The organism is Aeromonas sp. QDB62 (assembly GCF_027705695.1).
GTDB lineage: Bacteria > Pseudomonadota > Gammaproteobacteria > Enterobacterales > Aeromonadaceae > Aeromonas > Aeromonas allosaccharophila.
Window position 1 is genome coordinate 1 of sequence record NZ_JAPDCD010000004.1, and the last position, 26,633, is coordinate 26,633.

32 protein-coding genes, 1 tRNA gene and 1 other annotated feature are annotated in these 26,633 nt (G+C 59.8%); of the genes, 20 read left to right on the plus strand and 13 right to left on the minus strand.

The window, feature by feature from the left end; translation table 11 throughout:
• Window positions 1–308: 308 nt before the first annotated feature.
• From OKC27_RS02935 to OKC27_RS02955, 5 genes are all read right to left on the minus strand, one after another.
• Window positions 309–1,262 (minus strand): recombination directionality factor, encoded by a 954-nt coding sequence (locus OKC27_RS02935; protein WP_182939012.1) that lies wholly within the window; start codon window positions 1,260–1,262, stop codon window positions 309–311.
• Entirely contained in the window at window positions 1,259–2,248 is a 990-nt protein-coding gene (locus OKC27_RS02940) for a YqaJ viral recombinase family nuclease (RefSeq protein WP_182939013.1), read from the minus strand. Before OKC27_RS02940 ends, OKC27_RS02935 begins: the two co-directional genes overlap by 4 nt.
• Window positions 2,249–2,342: 94 nt before the next feature.
• The gene (locus OKC27_RS02945; RefSeq protein WP_101617129.1) at window positions 2,343–3,293 is read right to left on the minus strand and encodes a DUF932 domain-containing protein; all 951 of its coding nucleotides are present in this window, start codon (window positions 3,291–3,293) and stop codon (window positions 2,343–2,345) included.
• A gap of 243 nt (window positions 3,294–3,536) precedes the next feature.
• Window positions 3,537–3,613 (minus strand) — tRNA-Arg (locus OKC27_RS02950).
• Between the two features lie 50 nt (window positions 3,614–3,663).
• Window positions 3,664–4,818: a flagellar assembly protein FlgT gene (locus OKC27_RS02955; RefSeq protein WP_182939014.1), complete on the minus strand. Its 1,155-nt coding sequence runs from the start codon at window positions 4,816–4,818 to the stop codon at window positions 3,664–3,666.
• A 207-nt stretch (window positions 4,819–5,025) separates the two neighbouring features.
• Between OKC27_RS02955 and OKC27_RS02960 the strand changes: the two genes are divergently transcribed.
• Window positions 5,026–5,646, plus strand: a complete 621-nt coding sequence (locus OKC27_RS02960) for a FlgO family outer membrane protein (protein WP_182939015.1) — start codon at window positions 5,026–5,028, stop codon at window positions 5,644–5,646.
• 10 nt (window positions 5,647–5,656) lie between these two features.
• Window positions 5,657–6,082 (plus strand): LPP20 family lipoprotein, encoded by a 426-nt coding sequence (locus OKC27_RS02965; protein ID WP_005338717.1) that lies wholly within the window; start codon window positions 5,657–5,659, stop codon window positions 6,080–6,082.
• A 76-nt stretch (window positions 6,083–6,158) separates the two neighbouring features.
• Here the strand turns inward: OKC27_RS02965 and pheA are convergent, their stop codons facing one another.
• Complete coding sequence (gene pheA / locus OKC27_RS02970; protein WP_182939016.1) at window positions 6,159–7,331, minus strand: prephenate dehydratase; 1,173 nt, start codon at window positions 7,329–7,331, stop codon at window positions 6,159–6,161.
• Between pheA and OKC27_RS02975 the strand changes: the two genes are divergently transcribed.
• From OKC27_RS02975 to OKC27_RS03060, 18 genes are all read left to right on the plus strand, one after another.
• Window positions 7,330–7,569, plus strand: coding sequence for a hypothetical protein (locus OKC27_RS02975; protein ID WP_182939017.1), 240 nt, complete (start codon window positions 7,330–7,332; stop codon window positions 7,567–7,569). The two genes, pheA and OKC27_RS02975, sit on opposite strands and share 2 nt — an antisense overlap.
• Window positions 7,370–7,492: a sequence feature (Phe leader region), on the minus strand. (Overlaps the previous gene by 123 nt.)
• A 94-nt stretch (window positions 7,570–7,663) precedes the next feature.
• Complete coding sequence (locus tag OKC27_RS02980; RefSeq protein ID WP_182939018.1) at window positions 7,664–8,275, plus strand: HAD family hydrolase; 612 nt, start codon at window positions 7,664–7,666, stop codon at window positions 8,273–8,275.
• 18 nt (window positions 8,276–8,293) lie between these two features.
• Window positions 8,294–8,572 (plus strand): DUF6482 family protein, encoded by a 279-nt coding sequence (locus OKC27_RS02985; RefSeq protein WP_182939019.1) that lies wholly within the window; start codon window positions 8,294–8,296, stop codon window positions 8,570–8,572.
• Window positions 8,573–8,651: 79 nt separating this feature from the next.
• The gene (locus tag OKC27_RS02990) at window positions 8,652–9,488 is read left to right on the plus strand and encodes a hypothetical protein (RefSeq protein WP_182939020.1); all 837 of its coding nucleotides are present in this window, start codon (window positions 8,652–8,654) and stop codon (window positions 9,486–9,488) included.
• Window positions 9,489–9,591: 103 nt separating this feature from the next.
• A complete protein-coding gene (locus OKC27_RS02995; protein ID WP_182939021.1) occupies window positions 9,592–10,164 on the plus strand; it encodes a DUF3157 family protein in 573 nt (190 codons plus the stop codon).
• A gap of 196 nt (window positions 10,165–10,360) precedes the next feature.
• Window positions 10,361–11,011, plus strand: a complete 651-nt coding sequence (locus tag OKC27_RS03000) for an autotransporter outer membrane beta-barrel domain-containing protein (RefSeq protein ID WP_182939022.1) — start codon at window positions 10,361–10,363, stop codon at window positions 11,009–11,011.
• Window positions 11,012–11,191: 180 nt separating this feature from the next.
• Complete coding sequence (locus tag OKC27_RS03005) at window positions 11,192–12,139, plus strand: YbgA family protein (RefSeq protein WP_182939023.1); 948 nt, start codon at window positions 11,192–11,194, stop codon at window positions 12,137–12,139.
• 146 nt (window positions 12,140–12,285) lie between these two features.
• Window positions 12,286–13,173, plus strand: coding sequence for a MerR family transcriptional regulator (locus tag OKC27_RS03010; RefSeq protein WP_270692953.1), 888 nt, complete (start codon window positions 12,286–12,288; stop codon window positions 13,171–13,173).
• On the plus strand, window positions 13,170–14,591 hold the full coding sequence (gene phrB, locus OKC27_RS03015; protein WP_182939025.1) for a deoxyribodipyrimidine photo-lyase: 1,422 nt from the start codon (window positions 13,170–13,172) through the stop codon (window positions 14,589–14,591). The genes OKC27_RS03010 and phrB overlap by 4 nt, the downstream gene beginning before the upstream one ends.
• A gap of 1 nt (window position 14,592) precedes the next feature.
• Window positions 14,593–15,021: a nuclear transport factor 2 family protein gene (locus OKC27_RS03020; RefSeq protein ID WP_182939026.1), complete on the plus strand. Its 429-nt coding sequence runs from the start codon at window positions 14,593–14,595 to the stop codon at window positions 15,019–15,021.
• Window positions 15,018–15,752, plus strand: a complete 735-nt coding sequence (locus OKC27_RS03025) for an SDR family NAD(P)-dependent oxidoreductase (RefSeq protein WP_182939027.1) — start codon at window positions 15,018–15,020, stop codon at window positions 15,750–15,752. Before OKC27_RS03020 ends, OKC27_RS03025 begins: the two co-directional genes overlap by 4 nt.
• Window positions 15,749–17,008, plus strand: coding sequence for an NAD(P)/FAD-dependent oxidoreductase (locus OKC27_RS03030; protein WP_182939028.1), 1,260 nt, complete (start codon window positions 15,749–15,751; stop codon window positions 17,006–17,008). The genes OKC27_RS03025 and OKC27_RS03030 overlap by 4 nt, the downstream gene beginning before the upstream one ends.
• Window positions 17,005–17,787, plus strand: a complete 783-nt coding sequence (locus OKC27_RS03035; protein WP_182939029.1) for a DUF1365 domain-containing protein — start codon at window positions 17,005–17,007, stop codon at window positions 17,785–17,787. Before OKC27_RS03030 ends, OKC27_RS03035 begins: the two co-directional genes overlap by 4 nt.
• Entirely contained in the window at window positions 17,787–19,043 is a 1,257-nt protein-coding gene (locus OKC27_RS03040) for an SAM-dependent methyltransferase (protein WP_182939030.1), read from the plus strand. Before OKC27_RS03035 ends, OKC27_RS03040 begins: the two co-directional genes overlap by 1 nt.
• Before the next feature lie 2 nt (window positions 19,044–19,045).
• A complete protein-coding gene (locus OKC27_RS03045) occupies window positions 19,046–19,522 on the plus strand; it encodes a DUF2878 domain-containing protein (protein ID WP_182939031.1) in 477 nt (158 codons plus the stop codon).
• Complete coding sequence (locus OKC27_RS03050; RefSeq protein WP_182939713.1) at window positions 19,522–19,695, plus strand: TIGR02450 family Trp-rich protein; 174 nt, start codon at window positions 19,522–19,524, stop codon at window positions 19,693–19,695. Before OKC27_RS03045 ends, OKC27_RS03050 begins: the two co-directional genes overlap by 1 nt.
• A 1-nt stretch (window position 19,696) precedes the next feature.
• Complete coding sequence (locus OKC27_RS03055) at window positions 19,697–20,239, plus strand: chalcone isomerase family protein (protein WP_182939032.1); 543 nt, start codon at window positions 19,697–19,699, stop codon at window positions 20,237–20,239.
• Between the two features lie 14 nt (window positions 20,240–20,253).
• Window positions 20,254–20,793, plus strand: a complete 540-nt coding sequence (locus OKC27_RS03060) for a DUF3833 domain-containing protein (protein ID WP_182939033.1) — start codon at window positions 20,254–20,256, stop codon at window positions 20,791–20,793.
• Window positions 20,794–20,866: 73 nt separating this feature from the next.
• Here OKC27_RS03060 and nqrM read toward each other — a convergent pair whose 3' ends face one another.
• The 7 genes from nqrM to OKC27_RS03095 are packed head-to-tail and all read right to left on the minus strand — an operon-like array spanning window position 20,867 to window position 26,630.
• Window positions 20,867–21,091, minus strand: a complete 225-nt coding sequence (nqrM, locus tag OKC27_RS03065) for a (Na+)-NQR maturation NqrM (protein WP_005338668.1) — start codon at window positions 21,089–21,091, stop codon at window positions 20,867–20,869.
• Between the two features lie 9 nt (window positions 21,092–21,100).
• Window positions 21,101–22,138, minus strand: coding sequence for an FAD:protein FMN transferase (locus tag OKC27_RS03070; protein ID WP_270805921.1), 1,038 nt, complete (start codon window positions 22,136–22,138; stop codon window positions 21,101–21,103).
• Window positions 22,139–22,141: 3 nt separating this feature from the next.
• Window positions 22,142–23,365, minus strand: coding sequence for an NADH:ubiquinone reductase (Na(+)-transporting) subunit F (gene nqrF / locus OKC27_RS03075; protein WP_139707906.1), 1,224 nt, complete (start codon window positions 23,363–23,365; stop codon window positions 22,142–22,144).
• Between the two features lie 32 nt (window positions 23,366–23,397).
• Complete coding sequence (nqrE, locus tag OKC27_RS03080) at window positions 23,398–23,994, minus strand: NADH:ubiquinone reductase (Na(+)-transporting) subunit E (RefSeq protein WP_182939035.1); 597 nt, start codon at window positions 23,992–23,994, stop codon at window positions 23,398–23,400.
• A gap of 3 nt (window positions 23,995–23,997) precedes the next feature.
• Complete coding sequence (locus OKC27_RS03085) at window positions 23,998–24,630, minus strand: NADH:ubiquinone reductase (Na(+)-transporting) subunit D (RefSeq protein WP_139707908.1); 633 nt, start codon at window positions 24,628–24,630, stop codon at window positions 23,998–24,000.
• Window positions 24,623–25,411 (minus strand): Na(+)-translocating NADH-quinone reductase subunit C, encoded by a 789-nt coding sequence (locus OKC27_RS03090; RefSeq protein ID WP_182939036.1) that lies wholly within the window; start codon window positions 25,409–25,411, stop codon window positions 24,623–24,625. Before OKC27_RS03090 ends, OKC27_RS03085 begins: the two co-directional genes overlap by 8 nt.
• Window positions 25,401–26,630, minus strand: a complete 1,230-nt coding sequence (locus OKC27_RS03095) for an NADH:ubiquinone reductase (Na(+)-transporting) subunit B (protein WP_042058348.1) — start codon at window positions 26,628–26,630, stop codon at window positions 25,401–25,403. The genes OKC27_RS03090 and OKC27_RS03095 overlap by 11 nt, the downstream gene beginning before the upstream one ends.
• Window positions 26,631–26,633 lie beyond the last annotated feature (3 nt).

A 26,633-nucleotide genomic window follows, 5' to 3' on the forward strand; every position in this document is an offset into this window, starting at 1 on the left:
CGCTGCCTTGCAGGCGGCCAGTTCTGGCAGTGCAGCCGACTCCTGATATTTCGTGCAGTCGCCTTCTGAAAACGACAACCTTTTTCAGCTATTTCCCACCCTTTTCAGGTCAATAAGGTCTCTTTGAGGCTTTTGACCTGGGGTGTCAGTGTACCTTGATCTATTGACTCAAAACTAGCGATGGGGATAAGAACGGGGCTGTTTTGTGACAGACGCCCCGTCATGAGGTCGTAGCCAGATGTACCGCTACGAGTTGATTTGAAAGGGGTTATCGCGATTCCCGACTCTGAGCGTCGGGAATCGCGGGCTCAGGCGCGAGAGAGTGAAGGATCCGCGCCTTTGCCCAGCTTGTTGGTCAGGGGGGAGGAACGAGGGCGGAGACGTGCTGGCGTCGCTTCCGTTGCCATCGGCGGTGAGGCAGATTGTGCCTCTGTCGTCTCAGTCTCCGGGTAGAACTCCTCCAGCAACAGCGGCACCTCTTCATCCACCTCCTCGAACTGGCCGTTGCGCAGTAGCGCCCGTGCCACCGCTTCCATCTCGCTGATCGTCATCCCTGCCTCCTCGTCCTGCATCGCTTCCTGCCGTGCTTGACCGACCGCCTCGGTCAGCGTCAGCTCGTCGCGCAGGGTCAGGTCCACGTAGTAGACCGGGGTGCGGTAGGACTGGGTGGTGCTCTTGGCCCGCAGCCGCAACGTCAGCGGCAGATAGCGGGTCAGGCCGCCACTCACCGCCTCCAGGTACTTGAGCCGCGCCGCCAGAGTGCGCACCGAGTTGTAGCCGGTGGTGCGAAAGATAAAGCTGCCGAGTTCGTCCCCCTGTCCCTCCACAAACAGGTTCAGTCGCCCATACAGCTTGCAGCCCTGTTGCTGACCGTAGGGGCAGCGTTCCGGGCCGGGACAACCGACCTCTTCCATCCCCTGTGCGCCGACGCGTCTCGCCACCTCCCCATTGCCGACACACAGTGGCCGTCCGGTCTGCCGGTCGAAGGCGCTGTATTCGGCCCGCAGGTTCAGGTCGCTGTCGTTGAACAGCACTCGCACCGGAATGGCGCGGATCTTGGTCTGCTCCTGTCCTTGGCCACTCTTTTGCGATGAGTAGTGTTGGTGCAGGGGATGGAGCAACCATCCCCCTTTTTGTTGTATCTGGGTGGTGAGGGTGAAGCTGTCGTCCTTCTCCGGTACCCACTTATCCTGTTTTTGCACCAGCTTGCCGATGCAGATCCGCCCGATCACGGGCGGGGTTATCGCCAGTCCTTTGATCATGGTGTTTGCCTCAAGGGTTGAATGGTGAAACGGCGCACGCCGGGCACCGGTTTGACGTAACGGGTGAGCAGGTCGGGATGATCTTGCCCGAGCTTATCCAGATCCGGCGCCAGCCGGTCTTTGCTGCGCTTCCAGGTGATCTTGCCATCGGCAAACAGCCCGGCTGTCGCTTCACCCAAGGTCGCTTGCAGCCGCTGTTTGAGTTGTGACTCTTGTTGCTCGACAGCTTCCTTTTGCTGACGCAAGCGCAGTAGCTCCCCAAACAGCTGGTTGAACTCGGGAGAATCGGAGAGATCCACAGTCTGGCCATCGTCACGCGGAAACAGCCAGCTCAGGGCATTGGCGGCATCACTGGAGCCGTCAGGCTCAGGCTGCTGGTCTTGTTGCACCATCTGCCAGAACTGCGCTTCCCGCTCGGTGAGATCCTGGATCTTCTCCTCATCGCGCTCGATGCGGTAAATCCGAAAATCCTGGCCGCCGATCAGCACTGCTACCTCAGCCCAGGCATGGCCAGTGACGGCTAGTTGATGGAGTACCTGACACTGGTAAGCAACCGGCACACCTTCCTCCCACTGGGGGGCGCTGTGATAGCTGGCGGTCTTGATCTCCAGAATGCCCGGCCCATCGGGATGGCCGACCACCTCCCGATCGAGGTTGGCGAGCATGAAGGGTTGCTCGGGATGTTGCAGTACTGCATTGACTCGGCGTACACGAAAGCCGGTGCGTTTGGCATAGACCTGCGCCAGCACAGGTTCCAGCTCAATGCCCCACAGCACAGCTTCCTTATGGGAGATATCCTCCGGCTCCTTGCGGCCGGTCTTCTCCAGCCACAGGCTGAGCGGGCATTTGTAGGGGGATAGTCCCACTGCCACGGCGGCATCGGAGGAGCCAATGCCGAGTTTGCGGATAGCGAGCCACTGCTCGCGGGTTAATTGGGTAGTGGAGGCCAGCCGCAGGGCCTGGCCGTATTTGGATTTTGCTTTCATGACGACTCCTTGTTAACGGCATAAATGGCTACGCCCGGATTGGCTTGCGCCAGTCCGGGTGAGGTCGTTATGCGGTTTGAATGGGGAAGCGGAATTACTGCAGCAGAGTGAGTGCTTGGCTCAGGGCTTGGGATTTGAGTTGGGCGCCCTGACCAAACCAGGCGGAATCGAGCCGGTGATCTTGGCTGCGGGCACGGCGGTGGTGATCCACGTATTCGGTGACAGCATTGACCAACCCCCAGGCTGTATTGCGGGAGCTGGCAAGCTCTGAGCCCATACCTGCGCCCTGATAGAGCTCATGCAGCCGTTGTACCGGCCTTGTGAGAATGATGTTCTCCTCATCCCGCGGTTGCGCCAGCAGGTCGCTGAAAAAGCGCAGTGCCTCTTCGGGGGCCACGGGCCGCTGTGCCAGCGCCTTGGTCTGGACTTTGAACTCATCCCAATGGGAGAGTCCCAGTCCGAGCGACTCTTTGACGGCAGCGGCATCGAACTGAGTGGAGTGGGGCACCTTGATGGCACCGGTAGCACTCCGCAGTGCCATCTGCAGGGTGTTGTTGCAGACCACCCGCAGAGATGTGAACTGCGCCGTGGTGCAGAGCGTGCCGTCGCAGCTGGTCGCCAGCAGCAGATAGGACTTCACCAAATCACCGCCTGCTAGCTTGAGATCCTTACCGGTTTTGGCCAGTGCCCACAGCTTGCGGCCACCTTTGAGCGAGCCTGCAGTCTCCAGCTCAAAGCCACCGGCTTCTACCAAGTCTTGATAGAAGTGCAGTACCTCGTGAGGCTGTACCACGTTGTAGCGGCTTGAGACCACCGATAGGGGGGCAAGGGTATCGGAGCGATAAAGTACCTTGCTGTCGCTGTAGGGGCGGATATGGAGTGCATCGGAGGCGACGTTAAACATCACGTCGCTCTGCTCGATGGTCCAATCCATTCCGGCAGCCTGCAGCCAGATATCGAGAGATTGTTGCGGGGGCAAGACATTGCCAAGGCCATGCCAAGGGGTTTGGCCAGTGTAGGCCATTGTGTCGATCAGGTGAGCCATGGGAGATCTCCAATGAAAAAGGGACTGCATAGAGCAGTCCCTTGGGTAGGTTCATGGAGATAACATATATCTGTAAATTATTGTAATGATAATCATTTGGTATCTAAGGGCGCGTGAATAAGCACCTCTTATCGGTCACTTTTAGTGAGACAATGAACTTCGTTGGAGGGGTACGGAGAGGGGTACGGGGCCAAAAACGACCAAGGGGTTAGCACCGTGAAGATGCCAACCCCTTGTTTTATATGGTGCTCCCGACTGGAGTCGAACCAGTGGCCTGTCCCTTAGGAGGGGACCGCTCTATCCTACTGAGCTACGGGAGCTGTGTGGCGGACATTATACAAGAAGCAACTCCCTTTTAAACCCTTGATTCTTATTCCAATATTGCCAAATCCCCATTCTGGATGTTAAACGGCGAATATTTGTTCTGGCTGCTGATGATGGCGCCATCGTCAAATACCTGCACCACCTCGAACAGGCCGTCGGCCGGATTGCGCATCATGCGCGACTTGCCGTAGGGGTCGATGAAGTCGGCGTTGTGCTGGATGCGGAACTGGTCGCCGAGCTTGACGCCGTTGCGCCGCCCCAGATTGATGTAGGGGCCGCGTTCGTTCTGACCGACCACCCGAGCGGTGACCGGGGCGCAGGTAAGCTGGGCCACCAGATCCTGAGCGGCTTGTTGCAACTGGTAGTTGACCTCCTGGCCATAGCTCGATTGCCAGAACTGGCCGCTGCTGCTGCCCACCTGTTCCCGCTTGTCAAAGGTCCAGGTGGCGCGCCCTTCGTAAACCTTGCGGTTGATCAGGCTGCCGTTGATGCCGTCGAACAGGTAGAGCTGCATGCGAAAGTTGCGCACGGGATCCTCATACCAGCTGGTCAGCTGATTGCCCTGCGGCTCGATGGAGAGATCGTCGATGCTGCCGAGCACTAGATACTGGCTGTCGGTGCGCAGGCTGAGCGCCTTGATCTCCTCGAGGGCGCTGCGATCCCCCTGCTGCAGATGGAGCGGATCGATGCGCAGGTTTTCATCCAGCCACTGGCGCACCGCGACCCCTTGCGGCGCATTGGCGAGAGTTTCGAATAGCCGCCGCGAGAGGTTTTCCGGCATGTCGTCCATGGCGCCATAGCTGGCCTGATCCGGATAGCGCAGCCGTAACCTGACCAGTGTCAAATCCTTGGCGAAGTGCTGGGTCTGGCAGATCTGGCGCTCGGCCTGAATGTCGGCCACCAGGGTGATGTACATGCGACCGTTGCGCACCTCTTCTCGCTTGAGGCGGTATTGGCGAATGTCGCCGCCGGAGCGGATCTGGATCTGCTCGGAGCGCAGGCTGCCATTTTCCAGACGCTGGACGCTGGAAACGGCCGCGCCGCTGGCCAGCAGTGCCTGACGCAGGGCATCGCGGGTCGCCTGCTCGCGGGCGTAGACTTCATCACCCCCCAAAATGGCGGCGCTGCCCTGCGCTTCGATCAGTTCGGCACGGGCGCTCAGGCTGGCCAGCAGCAGGGTCAACAGCAGCGGTAATTTCATAACAGATACCTTGAGTTGGCGGGCAGGCGCGCCATTTTGGAGGAAATGGCGCCCGCTGGCCGACATGGATCACAACACTTACCGGGTGGCAGCGCACGCTGGCGCTGACAATGACCATTAAAAAGCAAGAATCATGCCTCATTCCCGGCTCAAGCTTTGTCCGGCGCGTCCGATAATAAGTCAGGTGCAGATACAGGAAAGGTATCCATGAACAAACTCATCACGGCGTTGGCGTTCGCCCTGGCATTGGCCGGGTGCGGCTCCGACCCTATCAATCGGGATCAGGGTGACCCCCGCCAGGCGGCGCAGGGGATGGAGCTCAACTGGCTGGTGGCGCGTATGACCGATCAGCTGATGGAGCGCAAATCTCTGACCACCCTGACCGAACCCATAGCAGTGGCTTCCTTTGTCGATCTCGATACCCTGCAGGATACCAACTGGATGGGACAGCAGATTGAGGAAAGCTTTATCTACGAGCTCAACCGCCGCGGCGAGGTGGTGGTGGACTTCAAGCTGACCGGCAGCATCAAGGTGACGCCGCAGGGGGATTTCGTGCTGAGCCGCAACTACAAGGATCTCTCCTCCCGTTTGCCCATCTCTCGCATTCTGGTCGGCACTTTCAGCCGCAACAGCAAGGGGATCCTGGTCAACGCCCGTGTTATCGACATGCGCACCAAGATGGTGGAGACCACGGCCCAGAGCCTGCTCCCGCAACAATATCTGTTCGGTGCCAACAACTCGTTTGGCCGGGCATCGATCAATCGCGGTTATCTGATGCGTGACAGTCAGGCCAGACCGGGTGGCCATCTGGTCAACCTGACCCCGTGAGGAGCGAATCATGAAAATCCTGTTTGGTTGCCTGTTGGCACTCTTGCTCACCGGTTGCAGCGGTAACCGGGTGGTGGATTACACCCAGGGTGGCAAGCCCGATGATTTTCCGGTGCTCAAGGCGGTGGGGTATGCGGTGATCGACATCCAGCCCGGCCCCTCCCAGTCTGAGAAGATGTTGCAAGCCATTCGCGCCTCCAAGATGGATGCCTATCGCGAGCTGGCCGAGCAGCTCAATGGCCAGCAGGTGCGCGGCCAGAGTAGCTACCGCGATCTGACCCAGACCTCCAACTCGCTGGATGTGTCTGTGGCGGGCGTGGTGCGCGGTGCGCGGGTGGTTGCCTCCTATCCGCGCGGTAACACCTATGCCACCGAGATGGAGCTCGATACCCGCGCCCTCTACAACATCAACCAGTTGATGGCCGGTCAGTTCTGAGTTGATAGGCAGGGCCTGAAACAGGCATCAAAACAAAAGGCGAGCAGAGTGCTCGCCTTTTGTCGTTGTGGGCTGGTTAACTCCCCATCAGCACCGGCGGTACTGCGGTGGGTTTCACATCCTCGCTCGGGTAGCAGCCCAGCACCTTGATATAGCGGGTGATCTTGGTCAGCTCCACCAGTGCGGCCTGCATCGCCGGGGTCTGCAGGTTGGCGGAGACATCGAGATAAAACATCTCTTCCCACGGGTTGCCCTGCACCGGACGGGACTCCAGTTTGGTCATGTTGATCTCGTGGCTGCGCAGCACCAGCAGCGCCTCGACCAGCGAGCCCGGCTTCTGGGAGGTGGACATGATGAGGGTGGTCTTGGCCGGGATCTGCGGCGCCACGTCGATGGGCTTGCGCGCCACCACGATAAAGCGGCTGTAGTTCTCTTTCTGGTTGGCCAGCTGCTCGGCCAGCACGTCCAGACCATACAGCTCGCCACCGGCGGCGCTGCCGATAGCGGCGGCCTCTGCGCTCGCCAGCTCCTTCACCTTCATCATGGCGCTGGAGGAGGAGTCGCAGATCTCGTGACGGGCCTCTTCCAGCTTGCTCAGATAGTGGGAGCACTGCTGGAACACCTGCGGGTGGGCATAGAAGGTCTTGATGCGGCTTAACTCGGTCGGTACGGCGGTGAGGATGCAGTGCTCGATGGGGTAGGTAAGCTCGCCAACGATGGAGAGGCTGGTGTGCTGCATCACGTCATAGACTTCGTTGATGGAGCCCGAGCTGGTGTTCTCGATGGGCAGCACGCCAAAGGCGGCGCGGCCCGACTCCACCGCATCCAGCACTTCACGGAAATTCTGGCAGTTCACCTCGATCACCTGATCCTTGTAGCGCGCCAGATATTTGCGGGCGGCAAGGCTGGAGTAGGAACCGCGCGGCCCCAGATAGGCGACGCTGGTCATCGGCTCCTGCTGCTCCGGGTTGAGCAGGCTCTGCAGATAGGCCTGCTGGGAGAGCACAGAGTCTTCGATGATGGTGTGGTAGATGCGGGTGATGTACTGGGCATCCAGCCCCAGCACGCGCCCTTTCTGGATCAGGGCGACCAGCAGCTCCTGCTCCCGCTGGTGGTCGCGGATGGGGCGCGGGTTGGCCTGTTTGGCTCGGGCCACCTCGATGCTGAGGGTCTTGCGTTTCGCCAGCAGGGCAAGCAGCTCCTGATCCAACCGGGTGATGTCTTGTCTGATCTCGTCGAGCGTTGCCATGATTGTTCCCTATCCAAGTAATCGATTGATATTAATGCAAAAAAAAGCCTCCGCTAGGGGGAGGCTCGATTCGTCTTTGCTTTCTGGTCACACGACGACAGGCCTTCCCTCAAGCGGGCCGGATAAACGAGAAAGCAAAGAAGAATGTTGGCTGCATGGTCAAAATCCTGATGGTAACGCCCTAACCATTAAGGGATTTGCCGGTCTGATGCAAGTAAAACTTGCCCACGGACGGTGATGGGGGCAGGGTATCCGGTTAAGAAAATGGCGTATGAATGAAGTTCTATTGACGCTGTTTTGACGGCAACCACGCAGTGGAGGAGGTAAAGACGATGACGATTATTTTCGATCTGGGACGGGTGGTGGTGAGCTGGGATCCGGTCGGCATAGTGCGTTCGGTGCGTGGCCCGCAAGGGGCCGAACAGTTGGCGGAACAGCTCTTTAACCACCCGGACTGGCTGGAGGTAGACAGAGGTACCATGTCGCTCCACACCATGGCCCGCGAAGCACAAACGCGCACCGGCCTCTCCGCGGCACAGAATCTGGCCATTTTGCAGGCAGTTCCCGCCTCCCTGCTGCCAGATCCCGCTATGCTAACCCTGATAGCCGAGCTGCACGGGGCGGGGCACACCCTGTATGCCCTCTCCAACATGGGTCATGCCAGTATCGACTGGCTGGAGCAGCATCAGGATTTCTGGCGCTTCTTCAGCGGCAAGGTGGTCTCGGCGCGGGTGCGGATGATGAAGCCGGAGCCGGATATCTATCGCTATCTGCTGGTGTCGTTCGATCTGAAACCGGCAGAGTGCCTCTTCATCGATGACAGTCCCGCCAACATTGCGGCCGCCGAGGCCCTCGGCATCAGGGGGATCGTCTTCACCGATGCGGCAAGTTGCCGTCAGCAGTTGGGTGAGCTGGGCTGTTTGCCCGCCACCGGCAAGGGGTGATGCCCCTGTGGGAGCACTATGGAGCATGGCCGGTTTCGCAACTGGTTGAGTCACTATCCCGAAGCGACCCTGATTATCGCCTGCAAGGATGGCAGCGGTTATCAGCTCTGCATCGAGGCGGAAGGAGAGTGCCTCTGCCTGACCGACAGCGAGGGAGGGCGCCTGACCTTTACCTCGCTGGATCAGGCGCAGGGTTTCTTGCGAGCCCATCTGGTTCATCAGGCAAGATTGCGAATTTATGACGCCCAAAATGAAGATTTAGCAGCAGAATCACAGGAAATAATCATCAAGTTTTAATTTTAACCAGACTCTTTAAGGGTCTATTCAGCTTGTTTCCCGCACAATACTGCACCTGTTCATCATTCGGAGCTGTTTAATGGGTGCCAATGTTGTTGTACTGAATCAGGGATATGATCACTCTTTTCAAGCCAGGGAACAGCTGCTGATTGAGCGACTGGCAAGTTTTGACGAGCTGATTGTCTCTTTTTCGGGACGGTTGGAATCCTGCTACAGCATCGATCTTTGCCGTGCCAGCGGCGTCAAGATCCGCGCCATCACCCTCGATAACCCGACCCGCAGCCGCAGCGAAGTGGCCCGTGCCCGCCGTTATTGCCAGCGTTATGACATCGAGCACTGGATCGTCAAGAGCGACGAGATCGTCTTCTGTGATCGCCTGCCAAATATGGAGGGGCTGATCGACCCGGTTCGCCGCATTGGTGAGCATGTGCAGAGCCGTCCCGAGTGGGCCCACCTGCCCTTGCTGATCCCGGCTGCGGTGGAGGAGCGGGATGACTATCTGGCCCAGTTCGGCTCACTGCCTGCCAATACCATCTGGTTTTTTGCCGACAACGGGGTGATGAGCCGCGATTTTCGCTATGGCTTCAACAAGCGTCAGCTCGGCCGCTGGGGCAAGGGGAGCAACGGTTGCCTGAGCAATCGCTTCACCAATCCACGGCTGCTCAAGCAGCGCTATCTGCGGATGGTGGATCAGGCAGAGCAGATACTGGCCGACATGGGACTGGACGAGGCGCAGGTCTTTTTCCATACCCTGTGCGACTGCTCCACCATCCTGGCCCGGGTGAGTCTGCCCGAGCATCAGCGTGCCCAGGCCTTTGATATGCAATCGGATATTTTGTCTGCTCTCAAGGGAACCGAGTTCGATCTGGTGACCCTGGATATGGCGCAGAAAGAGCGGCACGATCTCGCCATCTAGCTTGCGGGAGGAGCGGGGGGCAAGAACGTGAGTGCTGTCATAGGCAAGGGGTCACGGGACTGTTTATACTGTCGCCCTTTCATCCGTTACCGAGCTTCGCCCTATGAAACCCTTGTCCCGTCTGCTGGTTGCCCTGTGTCTCACTCCCGTGCTGGCACAGGCGGCTCCTCTCTCTCAGGTAACACTGCCCGATGGCCGGCAGGTTCAACTCAACGATGACTTCACCTGGGAGTATCTGGTGGTCAAACCGGCAGACCCCGTGCAGAGCGTGGCTGCCAAGGAGAACTCGGGGGCCGTGGTGGCGGTCGCTGCCCCGGTGCTGACCGATCAGGCCAAGGCCAATCCGGAACTGCTCGCCCAGATGGCACGCGACGGTGTGGTGGTCAAGCTGGACAAGATCGAGGGATCTGACCCGCTGGCGCTGACCTTTATGGTGAGCAATACCGGCAGCCGCAATGTGGTCGGGGTGCGTGGCATGGTGACCCTGTTCAGTGCTGACGGGGTGCAGCTGAGCCGTCAGGAGGCCCGTTTCTGGGTCGCCGAGAACCGCCTGCCGGAGACCTATCTGCGCAAGGGGCAAGCCCGTCCATCGCTCGCCCTCGAGATCCCCCGTCCCGCCGGATTGACCGGTCAGCCGCTGGTGCGGGTCGAAATTGACGAGGTGGTCTTCCGCTGATTTTTTCGCAGATCCGGCCCATGCAAACTGTGTGGGCCGGCAACTTGTTGCCGCTGACACCTCCAGCAATATCTGCTTACATCTGACATGGTTTTGCAACAGCTTGCCGCTCGGCAAGCAGGGAACCTCGCCGCACAATGACTCCATACCTGCTCGTAGCCAGTAGCCACGGGCCCAATCACATGGAGTTATCATCATGAAAAAAGCAACCGTCTCTCTTCTGGTTCTGGCCGGGTTTGCCTCTACTTCCGCCATGGCGCAGGATGCCTTCAGCTACGCCAAGGGTGGCCTGACCTGGGCACACACCAAATCCGACTATCTGAGCCACAACAAGTTTCTGTTCCCCCGTGATGCCAGCAGTGAGGGGACTCGCGATTTTGGCGGTGTAACGCTGGATCTCTCCAAATCGTTCGCCAACAACTTCTACGGCCGTCTGCTCTCCGAGGGCACCTCTGCCCAGCACGGCAATGACAGCATGGGGATTGGCAGTCTGGGTATCGGTGTGTTTACCCCGCTCAGCACCGGCCTGAACCTCTACGGTGAAACCGGTCTGATGGGTTACACCATGGAGCGTGAGCGAGCCTATGACTTCAGGGGTTGGGATACTGTGCTCCGTAAGAGCAGTGGCAGCATGTACGGTGAAGTGGGCCTGCGCTACGACATCGGCGATATCGAGCTCTCCACCGCTTATCGTTACGCCAACATGACCGACGATATGCACGACTTCAAGGTGGGCGGTGCCTACAAGCTCAACCAGAATTGGGCACTGACTGCCGATTACACCTATCGCAACTGGGATCTGCAAAAAGGTTCCATCTCCAGCCTGGGTGTGAAGTACAGCTTCTAATTTTCCTTCCCGTAGTCCGTAGTGTCTTGATTTTTACCCATGGCGTTCGCCATGGGTTTTTTCTTTTTCCGGTGATCCCTTTTTTCTCCTTGTGTCGTATCAGTCGCAAATAGTTATACAACTTTCATTTTTTTGTATAACTGCTATAACTGAATCAAGACTTATACAAGGAGTGTCATCATGTACAAGATTAAAGTCGGTATCAGTGCCTGCCTGCTGGGCCAAGAGGTGCGTTTCGATGGGGGCCACAAGCGCTCCAGCTTCTGCGAACGGGATCTTGGCGCTCACTTTGACTATCACCCCGTCTGTCCCGAGATGGCCATCGGTCTAGGGGCGCCTCGCGCCGCCATCCGGCTGGTCAAGCGCCACGGCGAGATCCGCGCCGAGGCGAGCAACGGCAGCTTCGATGTCACCGAAAAGCTGATTGCCTTCAGCGAGCAGAAGGTACGTCAGCTCGACTTTATCTCCGGTTATATCCTCTGTGCCAAATCACCCAGCTGCGGTATGGAGCGGGTCAAGGTCTATGGCGCCAACAACGAGGGGAGCGCCAAGGAGGGGATTGGCCTCTTTGCCAAGGCGTTGATGGAGGCCAACCCCCTGTTGCCGGTGGAAGAGGATGGCCGCCTGTGCGACCCCATCCTGCGGGAGAACTTTGTGCTGCGGGTCTTCGCTTACCACGACTGGCAGCAGCTCTGCGCCCGCGGCATTACCGCCTCTGCGCTGATCCGCTTCCACTCTCGCTACAAGTATCTGGTGCTCTCCCATGCCACCACCCACTACCGCATCCTCGGCAAGCTGCTCGGCAATCTGGGCAAGTCCACCAATTTGCAGGAGGTGGCCGACAACTACATCAAGGGATTGATGACGGCGCTGACCCTGCGAGCCAACCGCCGCAGCCACACCAATGTGCTGATGCACCTGCAGGGCTACTTCAAGCGAGTGCTGACCCCGGCCCAGAAGCAGGAGCTTGCCGATACCATCGACAAGTACCGCACCGGCATCTTCCCCTTGCTGGTGCCGCTCACCCTGATCCGTCACTACCTGCGCGAGTACCCCAACCCCTATCTCGCCGAGCAGGTTTATCTCAATCCCCATCCCGATACGCTCAAATTGCGCTACGGGCTCTGAGAATGCTGTTTTGTGCGGTCGAGCAGGTCTATCTCGACCTTCACCCCGATACGCTCAAATTGCGTTACGGGCTCTGAATCCGTTCTGTTGCCCCGGCGCATGATTTGCGCCGGGGAGCCTTACCCCTCTGTTTGATGGACGTTGTCATGTCTGATTTATCGCAAGAAGTTGCTCCTCTCGCTGATGAGGGGATCTACCCCATTCGCGAGGTCTCCCGCCTCACCGGCGTCAACGCCGTGACCCTGCGAGCCTGGCAGCGCCGCTACGGGTTGGTACAACCGGCTCGCACTGAAAAGGGCCACCGCCTCTACAGCGAGCAGGATATTCGCCAGATCGGCGAGATCCTGAGCTGGCTGGAGCGGGGGGTGAGTATCGGGCAGGTGAAGGGACTCTTGAGTGAACCCCATTCTGAGCCAGTGAGCGATCACTGGCAGCAGACCCTGGAGCAGTTCAGTCAGGCGTTGCTCGCCTTCAACCAGCGCAAGGCGGAGGCCGAGCTCAACGATCTGCTGGCGAGCTACCCGTTCGAGCTGGTACGCAGCCGTGTACTGCAACCGCTGGTGGAGCGGCTGCTCGGGCTGTGGCGCGAGCGGCCCGATGGCGATCTGCTGCAACAGGTGTGGCTGGGCTGGCTCCATACCCGCTTCGCCCGCCACCTGATCGAGCAGGAGAAGGGCGTGCCGGTCACGTTGGCGAGCTGGGGACAGGTCGGCCCGCTCGATCTGGTGTGGGCCGCTTACGAGCTGATCGGTCAGGGCTATGAGGTGCAACTGCTGGGCGCGGTTGAGCCGCGCCATGCCAGCCTGCTGGAAGGACGCGCCGCCACCCCCTGGCTGGTGCTGCTGGGGGCCGGGCTTGGCAAGCAGGAGCAGGCCGCCGACTGGCCCGCAGGTACGCGCCTGTTTGGCGAGCTGGGGCGCCTCTACGATGATGAGTGGCTTAAAGCCCACGGCTGGCAGGCGAGCCTTGCCGAGCTGATGGTGGACGTGACTGCTGTGGCTGGTGCCAGCGGACGCGGGAGGAAAAAGTCATGAAGCTGGTTTGGTTGCGCAATGATCTGCGCCTTGCCGACAACCCGGCCTTGCGGCATGCCTGCGCTGATGATGAGCCGGTGGCCGCGCTCTTTATCGTCTCCCCCACCCAGTGGCGGCAGCACAAGATGGCCCCCATCCGTCAGCGCTTTATGTTGGCGCAGGTGGATGAATTGGGCCGTGAGCTGGCGGCGCTCGGCATCCCGCTCCATCTGCTGCGAGTGGAGACCTTTGCCGAGGTGCCCGCTGCGTTGGCTGATTTAAGCCGGGAGCTGGGGGTGACCCAGCTCTACGCCAATCAGGCCATCGAGATCGACGAGCAGCGTCGCGACCACGCCGTCAGCGCCGCACTGGCAGAGCAGGCGGTGAGTTGTCACTGGCTCAACGGCTGCTGCGTGTTGCCGCCGGGGCGGGTGCTGACCGGGTCGGGGGAGATGTTCAAGGTCTTCACCCCTTTCAGCCGTGCCTGGCTCAAGGCCCTCGATGAAGATGGTTTTGTCATTCACCGCGCCCCTGCGCCCCGTGGTGAGCCCTTGCCGTGGCAGCCGCTGGCCGAGCGGGAGTGGGTCGATGAGGCGCTCGGCGAGCTGACGGCTGATCCTCGCTGGCCTGTGGGGGAGGCGGAGGCAAGCCGCCGTCTGAATGATTTTCTGGAGCAGGCGGTGCTCGATTATGGCGAGACCCGGGATTTTCCTGCCATCGCGGGCACGTCCGTGCTCTCCCCCTATCTGGCTGCGGGCATTATCAGCCCCCGTCAGTGTGTGGCTGCGCTCCAGCAGCGGCTTGGCTATCGGCCCCAGTCGAAGGCCCTGCCCGGTTTTGTCTGGATCAATGAGCTGGTCTGGCGCGAGTTCTATCGCCACCTGCTGGTACTGATCCCGACCCTCTCCATGAATCGCCCGTTCAAACCCGAGACGGCGGCCTTGCCGTGGAGCTGGGATCCGGATGCCTTCGCTGCCTGGTGCGAGGGCCGTACCGGCTACCCTATCGTCGATGCGGCGATGCGTTGTCTCAACGCCACCGGCTGGATGCACAACCGGCTGCGAATGATAGTGGCGAGCTTTCTCACCAAGGATCTCCACATCCACTGGCGGCTCGGGGAGGACTACTTCATGAGTCAGCTGATTGATGGCGATCTGGCTGCCAACAATGGCGGCTGGCAGTGGGCGGCGGGCACAGGTGCCGATGCGGCACCCTATTTCCGGGTGTTCAACCCCACCACTCAGGGGCAACGATTTGATCCACAAGGGGAGTTCATCCGTACCTGGGTAACTGAACTGGCCGATATTCCCGCCGCTTATGTGCATCAGCCACACGACGTGCTGCGGCTCAAGGGGCGACAGGATTATCCGGCACCCATGGTGGATCACGCCGTTGCACGGGTGAGAGCCATCGAGATGTTTCGCGCTCTGGAGAAATAGGATGAACGAGCCGCTGGCACGCTTTATTGGCCTCTATCAGCAATTGGACAAACAGCAGTTGCACCGCTTGCCCGATGTCTATGCCGAACAGGTAGTCTTCACCGATCCGGCTCACCGCATCGAGGGGTTGGCGGCCCTTGGCGACTATTTTGCTGCCCTCTATCAGCGCCTCGCCTACTGCCGTTTCGTCATCACCAGTCAGCAGCAGCAAGGGCCGCAGGCTTGGCTCGGCTGGACTATGACCTTCTCCCACCCCAGATTGCGCGGTGGTGAGCCGGTGACGGTGGAGGGGGCCACCCGCCTCGAGTTCGACGCGGCAGGCAAGGTGTGCCAGCACCGGGACTATTTTGACCTGGGCGCCATGCTCTACGAGCAGTTGCCGCTGCTCGGGCCCGTGGTGCGCACTATCAAGGGGAGGCTCGGCGCATGAGCGGCCGGGTGCTTATTACCGGGGCGACCTCCGGTATAGGTCGTCAACTGGCGCTAGATTACCGGCGTGCTGGCTGGCAGGTGTGGGGCTGCGGCCGCGATGGCGAACGGCTGCAGGAGTTGGGGCTTCATGGCGTCACGCCGCTGCAGTTCGATGCCCGGGATGTGGCCGCAATGAACGGGATAGCCGCTACGCTGCCGCCGCTGGATCTGCTGATCCTCAACGCAGGCAACTGCGAGTACATGGATGTCGGCGAGGGGTTTGACAGCGAGCTGTTTGCCCGGGTGATCGAAACCAACCTGACCGCCACCGGCCATGCGCTGGCCGCCTTCTTGCCACTGCTAGGGGCGGGATCACGGCTTGCCATCGTCAGCTCATCGGTGAGCTGGCTGCCGCTGCCGCGAGCCGAGGCGTATGGCGCCTCCAAGGCGGCCCTCGACTATCTGGCGGATACCTTGCGTCTGGATTTTGCCAGCAAAGGGATCGGCGTGACCCTGATCCGCCCCGGCTTTGTCCAGACGCCGCTCACCGCCAAAAATGATTTTCCCATGCCCTGTCTGGTGACGGTGGAGCAAGCCTCCCGCGCCATCATGGACGGGCTGACCGCTGGTCGTCACCAGATCCACTTTCCCCGCCGTTTCATCTGGTTGTTGCGCCTGCTTGGTGCGCTGCCGGTGGGGCTCTGGCTGCGCCTTGGCCGCGCACTCGTATCGAAAGGAAGCCATTCATGAAGAAAAAGATCGCCATCGTCGGTTCAGGGATCTCGGGACTCACCGCCGGTTTTCTGCTCCACAAACTCCATGACATAACCCTGTTCGAGGCGGCGCCGACCCTGGGCGGTCATACCGCCACCGTCGATGTGGATCTGGCTGGCCGCAGCTATGCCATCGACACCGGCTTTATCGTCTTCAACGATCGCACCTACCCCAACTTCTTGAAGTTGCTGGCGCGGATCGGCATGGCACGGCAACCGGCTGAGATGAGCTTCTCGGTGAAGAGCCCGGAAGGGCTGGAGTATAACGGCCACAACCTCGATACCCTGTTTGCCCAGCGCAGCAATCTGCTGAGCCCCCGTTTCTATGGCTTCGTCGCCGAGATCTTGCGGTTCAACCGGGAGGCGCGGGCCTGGCTGGCGGATGGTCAACATCAGGATTCAGGCCCCGAGCTGACCCTGGGGGACTTTCTGCTGGCGGGGGAGTTTAGCGACTACTTCGCCCGCCACTACATCTTGCCGATGGGGGCGGCGATCTGGTCATCAACGCTGGCCGATATGCGCGCCTTCCCTCTTGGCTTCTTCCTGCGCTTTTTTGCCAACCACGGCCTGCTCGATGTGGCCAACCGGCCCCAGTGGTACGTGATTCCGGGTGGCTCGCGGGAATATATCGGCCCCCTTACGGTGGGTTGGCAGTCGCAGATCCGCCTCGCCTGTCCGGTGCAGAGCGTGCGGCGGGTCGCGGATGGCGTGGTGATCCAGAGCAGCTACGGCGAGGAGCGGTTTGACGAGGTGATCTTCGCCTGCCACAGCGATCAGGCGCTAGCGCTGCTGGCGGATCCCGGCGAGCGGGAGCAGGCTATTCTCGGCGACATGCCCTATCAGGCCAACGATGTCTGGCTCCACACCGATGCGCGCTGCCTGCCGACCCGTCGCAAGGCATGGGCCAGCTGGAACTATCAGCTCGATGGCAACGACGAGGCACGGCCGCTGGTGAGCTACAACATGAACATCCTGCAGGGTGTGAACTCGCCAGAGCCCTTCTGCGTCAGCCTCAACCCCAAGGGCAAGGTGGATGAGAGCAAGGTGCTGCGTCGCTTCGTCTACCACCATCCGGTGTTTAATCAGGCCTCCATCGCCGCTCAGCAGCGGCGTGCGGAGATCTGCGGCCAGCAGCACACCCACTTCTGCGGCGCCTACTGGTACAACGGCTTCCATGAGGATGGGGTGCGCAGCGCGCTGGACGTCGCCAGGCGCTTCGGAGCCGAGCTATGAGCGACGCCACCGTGGCCACTCAACATGAGCGTGCCGACGAACTGGCTGGCGTCACCAGCGCCATCTGGCAGGGTTCAGTGCGCCACCGCCGTTTTGCACCGCGGGCTCACTCCTTCTCATACAGCCTCTTTATGCTGGGGCTGGATCTCGATGAACTGCCGCAGCTCGATCAGGGGCGCTGGTTCGGGGTTGAGCGGGCAGGGCTGCTCTCGTTTCACCGCCATGACTATCTCAAGGGGAGTGAGGGAAGCCTCAAGCAGGCGGTGTGGCAGAAGGTGAGCGAGCTGGGTGGTGATGCCGAACCCGAGGGGCGGGTGCTGCTGCTCGGCAATGTCCGTTGTCTGGGGTTCTACTTCAGCCCGGTCAACTTCTACTTCTGCTACCGGCAGGGGGAGGCGCGCTATCTGCTGGCGGAGGTGTCGAACACCCCCTGGAACGAGCGTCACTACTACCTGCTGGATCTGGCGGCGCTGGCGCCCCATGACAAGGATTTTCACGTATCCCCCTTTATGGGGCTGGCGATGCGTTACCACTGGCGCATCAGGCCGCCCGCGCAGGAGACACTGATCCATATCGAGAGTCATCCCGTATCCGGTGAAGCCAAGCTGTTTGACGCCACCCTGGCGCTCACGCGCGAACCCTTGTCGCGCAAGGGGCTGGTGGCCCTGCTGGCCCGCTGGCCCTGGATGACCATGAAGGTGCTGCTCGGGATCTACTGGCAGGCCCTGCGTCTTTTTATCAAACGAACACCGATATTTACCCATCCGGAGAGCCGCTAATGGAACTTGCTCAATCTACCCTCTCAGCCTCATTCATCGATAAAAGTGCAAGGCAATTGCTGCTCAAACTGCTGGGGCGTCTCGAACATGGCCAGCTGCTGCTGCGGGATGGTGGTGAGCGCCACAGCTTTGGCGTCGCGGGCACCGGTCTGCATGCCGAACTGGTGGTGCAGGATCCAGCCTTCTATCGCCGTCTGTTGCTGGGGGGCAGCATTGCCGCCGGAGAAACCTGGGTGGAGGGGCTCTGGACCAGCCCGGATCCGGTGGCGCTGGTACGGCTGCTGGCTCGCAACCTGACGCTGCTCGACTCCCTTGAGCGGCGCCTCGGCTGGCTCAGTTTTCCCTTCAACAAGGTGCGCCACTGGCTCAATCGCAATACTCTGACCGGCTCGCGCTCCAACATCGCCGCCCACTACGATCTCGGCAATACCCTCTATCAGAGTTTTCTCGACAGCCATATGCAGTACTCGAGCGCCATCTATCCGAGCGCCGAGGCCACTCTGGAAGAGGGGCAGCAGGCCAAGCTGCGCACCATCTGCGAGCGGCTGGAACTGGGGCCTGACGATCATCTGCTGGAAATTGGTACCGGCTGGGGTGGCCTCGCGGTCTATGCCGCCCGCCACTACGGCTGCCGGGTGACTACCACTACTATCTCCCGAGCCCAGCATGACTATGCCAAAGAGTGGATTGCGCGGGAGGGGCTGGGGGATCGCATCACCTTGCTGCTGGAGGATTACCGCAAGCTGGAGGGCACTTATGACAAGCTGGTCTCCATCGAGATGATCGAGGCGGTGGGTCACGCCTTCCTGCCCGACTATTTCCGCCAGTTGTCACGGCTGCTCAAGCCCGGTGGTCGCCTGCTCATCCAGGCCATCACCATCGCCGATCAGCGCCATGCCCAGTATCTGCGCGGGGTTGATTTCATCCAGCGCTACATCTTCCCCGGTGGCTGCCTGCCCAGCGTTTCCCAGATGGCGGGACTGCTGGCGCGGGAAACCGACATGCAGCTGGTGCGATTGCACGATCACGGCCATCACTATGCCCGCACGTTGGCTCACTGGTGCGAGCGTTTTCTGGGACTGGCGCCCGAGCTGCCCAAGCTCGGTTATAGCCAGGATTTCATCCGGTTGTGGCACTTCTACTTCGCCTATTGCGAGGGGGGATTCTGGGAGCGCAGCATCAGTCTGGTACAGTTGGAGGCTGCCAAGCCGGGCCCCACTGGCTGGTCGGGTGATGTGCCAGTAAGCGGTCACTGACCATGTGGCAGTGGGCTCACCTGCTGGGATTCAACCTCTACTGGTTGCTGGCGGTGAAGTGGCAGCAGCCTGGCCCGCTGCTGGCAATGTTGCTGCTGCACTTTCTTTTCTCACCCAGCCGCCAGCGTGACTGGCGGCTGCTTCCCATCGCGGTGGCTGGCTGTCTGCTGGATGCGCTGCTCTGGCAGCTCGGTTTGTTCCAGTTCCCGTCCGGTTTTCCCTTTTGGCTGGTACTGCTCTGGCTCGGTTTTGCCCTGACGCTGGGTCACGGCATGCGCTGGCTGCTGCGCTTGCCCCGCTGGCAGCAGGCGCTGTTTGGCGTGTTTGGCGGTGCCTCCTCCTATGTGGCGGGGGCCGCCATGGGGGCAGTACACTTACCTTGGGACATCTGGATCAGCACGGCGCTGCTGGCAGTGATCTGGATGTGGTGGTTGCCCGTACTCCTGTGGGTAATGGTCAAGCTGGAGGGTGAGTCATGATGAACGCCTTTTCGACCGACTCGTTGCTTTTTTCCAAATGGACCAAAGAGAGCCAGCACGAGCTCGCTGACCGCTTCTATCTGGTGGTTGCCTGCCAGCGGAACGCGAAAGGGGAGCTAATGCAGGTGGTGATGCAGGATATCAACACCCTGCAGGAACAGGAGATGGACTGACATGAACTGGAAGACCCCAACCACTGGCATATGGGGTGGAATTAACCCGCTACTACTGGCGTTTACGCTCTTTGCTGCAACCGCTGTGCACGCTTCTGCCGCACCTTGGCAGCAGCTGCGCCCGGTCGGGCAGGGGGAGATGAACTGGCTCTGGTTCAAGCTCTATGATGCCACCCTCTACAGTGCGAGCGGGCACTATCAGCCCGGTCACTATCCACAGGCTCTGACCCTCACCTATGCCAGATCCATCGAGCGGGAAGATCTGCTGAGCGCTACTGCCGCCGAGTGGCAGCGGCTCGGTCTTGGCACTGACTCCGAACGTCAGCGCTGGCTCGGCCAGCTCGCTGCACTCTGGCCCGATGTGCAGGCAGGCGACAAGCTCACCTTCTATGTCGACAAGGGTGGGGCAGGCCACTTCTGGTGGCAGGAGAAGCCGCTGGGCACTTTGGCGGATCCGCAATTCTCGGCCGCTTTTCTCGCCATCTGGCTGGCTGACAACAGCCGCGATCCCGCCCTGACCCGCAGCCTGCGCGGCCAACCCTGAACATGGAGTGTCTGATGTCTTTCTATCGTGCATACCGCTGGTTGCTGCTGCTCCCCTTTTTGCTGCTGAGCGGCTGTGGTGCCAGTCTCGATGACTATCGGGGGCAGGGACCAAACTGGGATCTCGCCCGTTTCTTCAACGGCAAGCTGGTGGCTCACGGCTTGGTGACCGACCGCAGCGGCGAAGTGACCAGTCGCTTTCGGGTCGAGATGGTGGGTCGTTGGAAGGATGGCAAGGGAGAGCTGTTCGAACAGTTCTACTTTGACGATGGCCGCCAGCAGACCCGCACTTGGTATCTGAGCAAGGGTGATGATGGTCACTGGCGCGGTACCGCTTCCGATGTGGTGGGGGAGGCGGTGGGTAAAACCCAAGGCTTTGCCCTCAACTGGCGCTACCAGCTCGATCTGGCGCTGCCGGATGGCGAGGTGGTGCGGGTGAGCTTCGATGACTGGATGTATCTGCTGGATGAGGATCGCCTGATCAATCGCGCCGCCATCAGCAAGTTCGGCATCCATCTGGGGGAGGTGATCCTCTATATCGAACGTCAGCCCTGACCACAGTAGCAAGATAACGGCCAGTAAAAAGCGCGCCGATGGCGCGCTTTTGTTTACCGAAAAGCCAGGGTCATCAGATGATGCGGTTCTCTTCCAGCATTTTGCGACGGGCCTCTTCCTTGGCCATCTTCTTCTTGCGGTTGTCGCAGGGTTCCGGACAATCGCACTCTTTCTCGATGCCAACGCTACCCAGGCCGCCACAGGAGCCGGAGATGGTCTTCTTCTGGAAGATGTAACCGATAGCCATGGCGGCTATCACCAGCATGAATACCCCGAAGGTGATCAGAAAAATCTGCATCTGTACCTCTTACTTCTTGACCAGATAGGGCTTGAAGGCATCGGAGTAGGCCTCTTCAAAGCCGTTGTCCGTCTTGGTGATCACGAAGATCGCCAGGCCTCGCTCGTTGGCATAGGCCAGGCTCTTCTCGGTCCCCATTACCATAAATACGGTAGCCAGCCCGTCTGCAGTCATGCAGGAGGGGTGGATCACGGTGACCGACACCAGACGGTGCTGGATCGGCTTGCCGCTGCGCGGATCTATGGTGTGGGAAAAGCGCTGACCATCCAGTTCATAGTAGTTGCGGTAATCGCCTGAGGTGGCCACCCCGTTGTCACCGGGAATAATCACCTCTTGCACCGTTCCGGTGCCCGCGGTGGGCTTCTCGATGGCGACGCGCCAGGGGTGACCCTTGCCGTTGACGCCATTGATCCGTAGCTCGCCGCCAATCTCGACCAGATAGTTGCGCGCGCCCAGGGACTCCAGATACTCGGCCACCTTGTCCACACCAAAGCCCTTGGCGATGGCGGAGAGATCGACGTAGAGATCCGGAATGTCTTTTTGCAGGGTGTCGGCATCCACCGAGGTCACTACGTGCAGGTTACCCAGGCCGGTCTTCTGGCGAGTCTGGGTGATCAGCTCGTCGGAAGGGATCTTAGTCGGCTTCTTGTCCGGGCCAAAGCCCCACAGATTGACCAAGGGGCCGACGGTGACGTCCAGCGCCCCCTGGCTCTCACGGCCAATGTGAATGGCCTCTGTGACGACCCGCGCGGTGTCACGGGACACCACGATCGGCGTAGCACTGCGATGCTGGTTGAAGCGCGACAGTTCTGAATTGGGGCGATAGGTCGACATCTGATCGTTGACCCGCTCCAGCAAGACATCGACCTCGGCTTGCAATTTGGCCGGATCGCTGATGGCGCTGTCCGCCACCTTGATGGAGTAGTAAGTGCCCATGGTGCTACCGGTGATGTGGATCTCCGGTTTGGATTGGACCGTTTCCTGACCGCACCCAGTCAAGAAAAAGGCTAGCCCGAAGACTAGCCAGGTTTTTACAACACTGTGCATGGATTAACCACCAAAGTCATCCAACAGGATGTTTTCGTCTTCAACGCCCAGATCTTTGAGCATATTGATGACGGCAGCGTTCATCACCGGAGGTCCACACATGTAGAACTCGCAATCTTCCGGTGCCTCGTGGTTCTTGAGATAGTTCTCGTAGAGCACGTTGTGGATGAAGCCGGTGTAGCCGTCCCAGTTGTCTTCCGGTTGCGGATCAGACAGGGCGACGTTCCAGGTGAAGTTCTCGTTCTCGGCGGCGAGCATGTCAAAGTCTTCGACATAGAACATTTCACGCTTGGAACGGGCACCGTACCAGAAGCTGATCTTGCGCTTGGACTTCAGGCGACGCAGCTGGTCGAAGATATGGGAACGCATCGGCGCCATACCCGCACCACCACCGATGAATACCATTTCGGCATCGGTGTCCTTGGCGAAGAACTCACCGAACGGACCGGAGATGGTCACCTTGTCGCCAGCCTTGAGGCTGAAGATGTAGGAGGACATCTGTCCCGGAGGGGCAGTCCAGTTGCTCGGGGGCGGTGTAGCGATACGCACGTTCAGCATGATGATGCCGAACTCTTCCGGATAGTTGGCCATGGAGTAGGCACGGATGATCGGCTCATCGACCTTGGACTCCAGTTCAAAGATCTTGAAGCGATCCCAGTCACCGCGATACTCCTCGGGAATATCGAAGTTCTTGTAGTGCACGTGGTGAGCCGGGGCTTCAATCTGGATATAACCACCGGCGCGGAACGGTACGCTCTCGCCATCGGGGATCTGCAGCTTGAGCTCCTTGATGAAGGTGGCCTTGTTATCGTTGGAGATAACAGTACATTCCCACTTCTTCACCCCGAAGATCTCTTCCGGCAGTTCGATATCCATGTCGGAGCGAACGGTAACCTGACAGGCCAGACGCTCGCCATGACGGGCTTCGCCCTTGCTGATGTGATCCAGTTCGGTCGGCAGAATGTCGCCGCCACCGGATTTCACCCGTACCTTGCACTGGCCGCAGGAGCCACCGCCGCCACAGGCGGAGGAGACGAAGATACCGCTGCCAGCCAGCACGCCGAGCAGCTTGCCACCGGCCGGGCTGGTCACAGCCTTGGCCGGGTCACCATTGATGCTGATTGTCACGTCGCCCGCGGTCACCAGCTTGGACTTGGCGAACAGAATGACTGCCACCAGTGCCAGCAGGATCACGGTAAACATGACCACACCCAAAATAATTTCCATCTATCGTTCCTTTCTGATTGCAGGAAAGCCGATTACAGGGAGATACCAGAGAAGGACATGAAGCCCAGCGCCATCAGGCCGGCGGTGATGAAGGTGATGCCCAGACCGCGCAGGCCTTCCGGAACATCGGAGTACTTCATCTTCTCGCGGATACCTGCCAGCGCAACGATCGCCAGCATCCAGCCTGCCCCTGAACCCACACCGTAGACCACAGACTCCATGAAGTTGTAGTCACGCTGCACCATGAAGGAGACGCCACCGAAGATGGCACAGTTCACGGTGATGAGCGGCAGGAAGATACCCAGCGCGTTGTAGAGTGCCGGGAAGTACTTGTCCAGCGCCATCTCCAGGATCTGTACCAGTGCTGCAATCACACCGATGAAGGTGATGAAGCTCAGGAAGCTCAGATCCAGACCGGATACCAGAGCGCCATCTTTAAGCACGTAGTTGTAGATCAGGTTGTTGGTAGGAACCGCGATGGTCTGCACCACAATAACGGCAATACCCAGACCCATGGAGGTCTTTACCTTCTTGGACACCGCCAGGAAGGTACACATCCCCAGAAAGAAGGAGAGTGCCAGGTTTTCGATGAAGATCGATTTAATCAACAGACTCAGATAGTGTTCCATACCTTAATCCTTCGCCTCCACCTGCTTGGGATCCTTGGTGCGTACGCCCCAAATGATCAGACCAATGATGAAGAATGCACTCGGCGGCAGCAGCAGCAGGCCGTTCGGGACATACCAGCCACCGTTGTTGACCAGCGGCAGCAGCTCGATGCCGAACCAGGTGCCGGAGCCCAAGATCTCACGCACGGTTGCCACGCTCAGCAGAATGGCGCCATAGCCCAGACCGTTGCCGATACCATCCAGGAAGGAGGGCAGCGGGGCACTCTTCATGGCGTACGCTTCGGCGCGGCCCATCACGATACAGTTGGTGATGATCAGACCCACGAAGACCGACAGTTGCTTGGAGATGTCATAGGCATATGCCTTGAGCACCTGGTCAACCACGATAACCAGTGAGGCGATGATCGCCATTTGCACGATGATCCGGACGCTGTTCGGGATCTGGTTGCGGATCAGGGAGATGAACAGGTTTGAGAAGGCGGTGACCGCCATGACCGCGAGGGTCATTACAAACGCAGTTTTCATCTGGCTGGTAACCGCCAGCGCGGAACAGACACCCAGCACCTGCAGTGCGATGGGGTTGTTGCCGAGCACAGGCGTCAACAGCAACTTCTTCATTTCGCTCTTGTCAGCCATTGTTGATTTCTCCTGCACGAACCTTGGCCAGGAAAGGACCGAAGCCCTTGGGACCCATCCAGAAGTCGAAGGTATGCTGTACGCCGTTACCGGTCAGGGTAGCGCCGGACAGGCCGTCGATATCATGCTCGGAACCTTCCGGAGCATGGCCCTTGATGACGCGCAGCGCCGGCATGCCATTCTGGTCGAACAGTTTCTTGTCCTTGAACAGCGCCTGCCAGGCTGGGTTTTCGATCTCGCCACCCAGACCCGGGGTTTCACCGTGGTCGTAGTAGGTGATGCCCTTGATGGTCTGGCCATCAGCGGCAACGGCGACGAAGGCATACATGGTTGACCACAGACCCTGGCCATAAATGGGCAGAATGATGTTGTCTACCTTGCCTTCGGCATCTTTGGCGAAGAACACGGGAACCAGTTTGGAGATCTGGCGCAGGCTGGCCTTGTCGTCAGCGGCGGCAAGACGGAGGCTGCGAGCCGGATCTTTCGCTGCCAGCTTGGTGTCGAAGTTGTCGGCATCACCGTCAACAAATTCACCAGTGGTCAGGTCCACCAGACGGGCTTCGATCTTCTCGCCGTACAGTTTGGCCAGGTCGCGCTTGGCCACATCGCTCACATCCACACCGGCTACGGCGAGAATGTTGCTCTGCTTGTCGAGCGCCTTGTTTTCCTGCTGGGTAGAACGCAGGCCCACGGCGGCAACGGATACCACGATGGAACAGGCCAGACAGAGGCCGGTAACCACGCTGACGGTGCCGAGGGTTGAATCTTTATTAAACGCCACGTGCAATCCTCCGCTTGATGTTTGCCTGAGCGACGAAGTGGTCAAACAGGGGAGCAAACAGGTTCGCAAACAGAATGGCCAGCATCATGCCTTCCGGGAACGCAGGGTTGACCACGCGAACCAGCACGACCATCACGCCGATCAGGGCGCCATACCACCACTTGCCTTTGTTGGTAAAGGCGGCAGAGACTGGGTCGGTTGCCATGAAGGCCATACCGAAGGCGAAGCCACCCAGTACCAGATGCCAGTGCCACGGCATGTTGAACATGGGGTTGGTATCGGAACCGATGACGTTGAACAGCAGGGAGGTGGCGATCATACCGATCATCACGCCGGCGATGATGCGCCAGGAGGCGATGCGCATGTAGACGATCATGGCTGCACCCAGCAGGATCATCAGGGTAGAGACTTCACCGATGGAACCCGGCAGGTTACCCAGGAAAGCGTCCATCCAGCTGATAGCCTGACCGGTTGCACCGTTGATCAGCGACATCTGGCCGCCTTGGGCCCACTGGCTCAAAGCAGTCGCGCCGGAGAAGCCATCAACGGCCACCCATACGGCGTCACCGGAGATCTGGCCCGGGTAGGCGAAGAACAGGAACGCACGACCAGCAAGCGCCGGGTTCAGGAAGTTCTTGCCGGTACCACCGAACACCTCTTTGGCCATCACCACACCGAAGGTGATACCCAGCGCAGCTTGCCACAGGGGCAGCTCGGGCGGCACGATCAGGGCAAACAGGATGGAGGTGACGAAGAAGCCTTCGTTGATCTCGTGTTTGCGCACCATGGCGAACAGTACTTCCCAGAAGCCACCGACCAGGAATGCGGTCAGGTAGATCGGGAAGAAGTGGGTGGCGCCAATCAGCATCTTGCTGCCGATACCGGCGACAGCCGGATCGAGGGAGGCACCCAGCATGGTAGCCAGCGCATATTGCCAGCTGCTGGCACCAGCAGCCGAGCCCATGTGGGCAATGGCGGCAATCGCCTGGTTACCCACGTTGAACATGCCCCAGAACATGGCCGGGAACACGGCCAGCCACACCATGATCATCATGCGCTTCAGATCGAGCGCATCACGAACGTGGGAGGCGTTGCGGGTAACGGTACCCGGGGTGTAGAACAGGGTGTACGCCGCTTCGAACAGGGCGTAGTACTTGGCGTACTTTCCACCCGGTTCGAAGTGGTGTTCCATATTTTCAAGAAGTTGCTTGAAACTCATCGC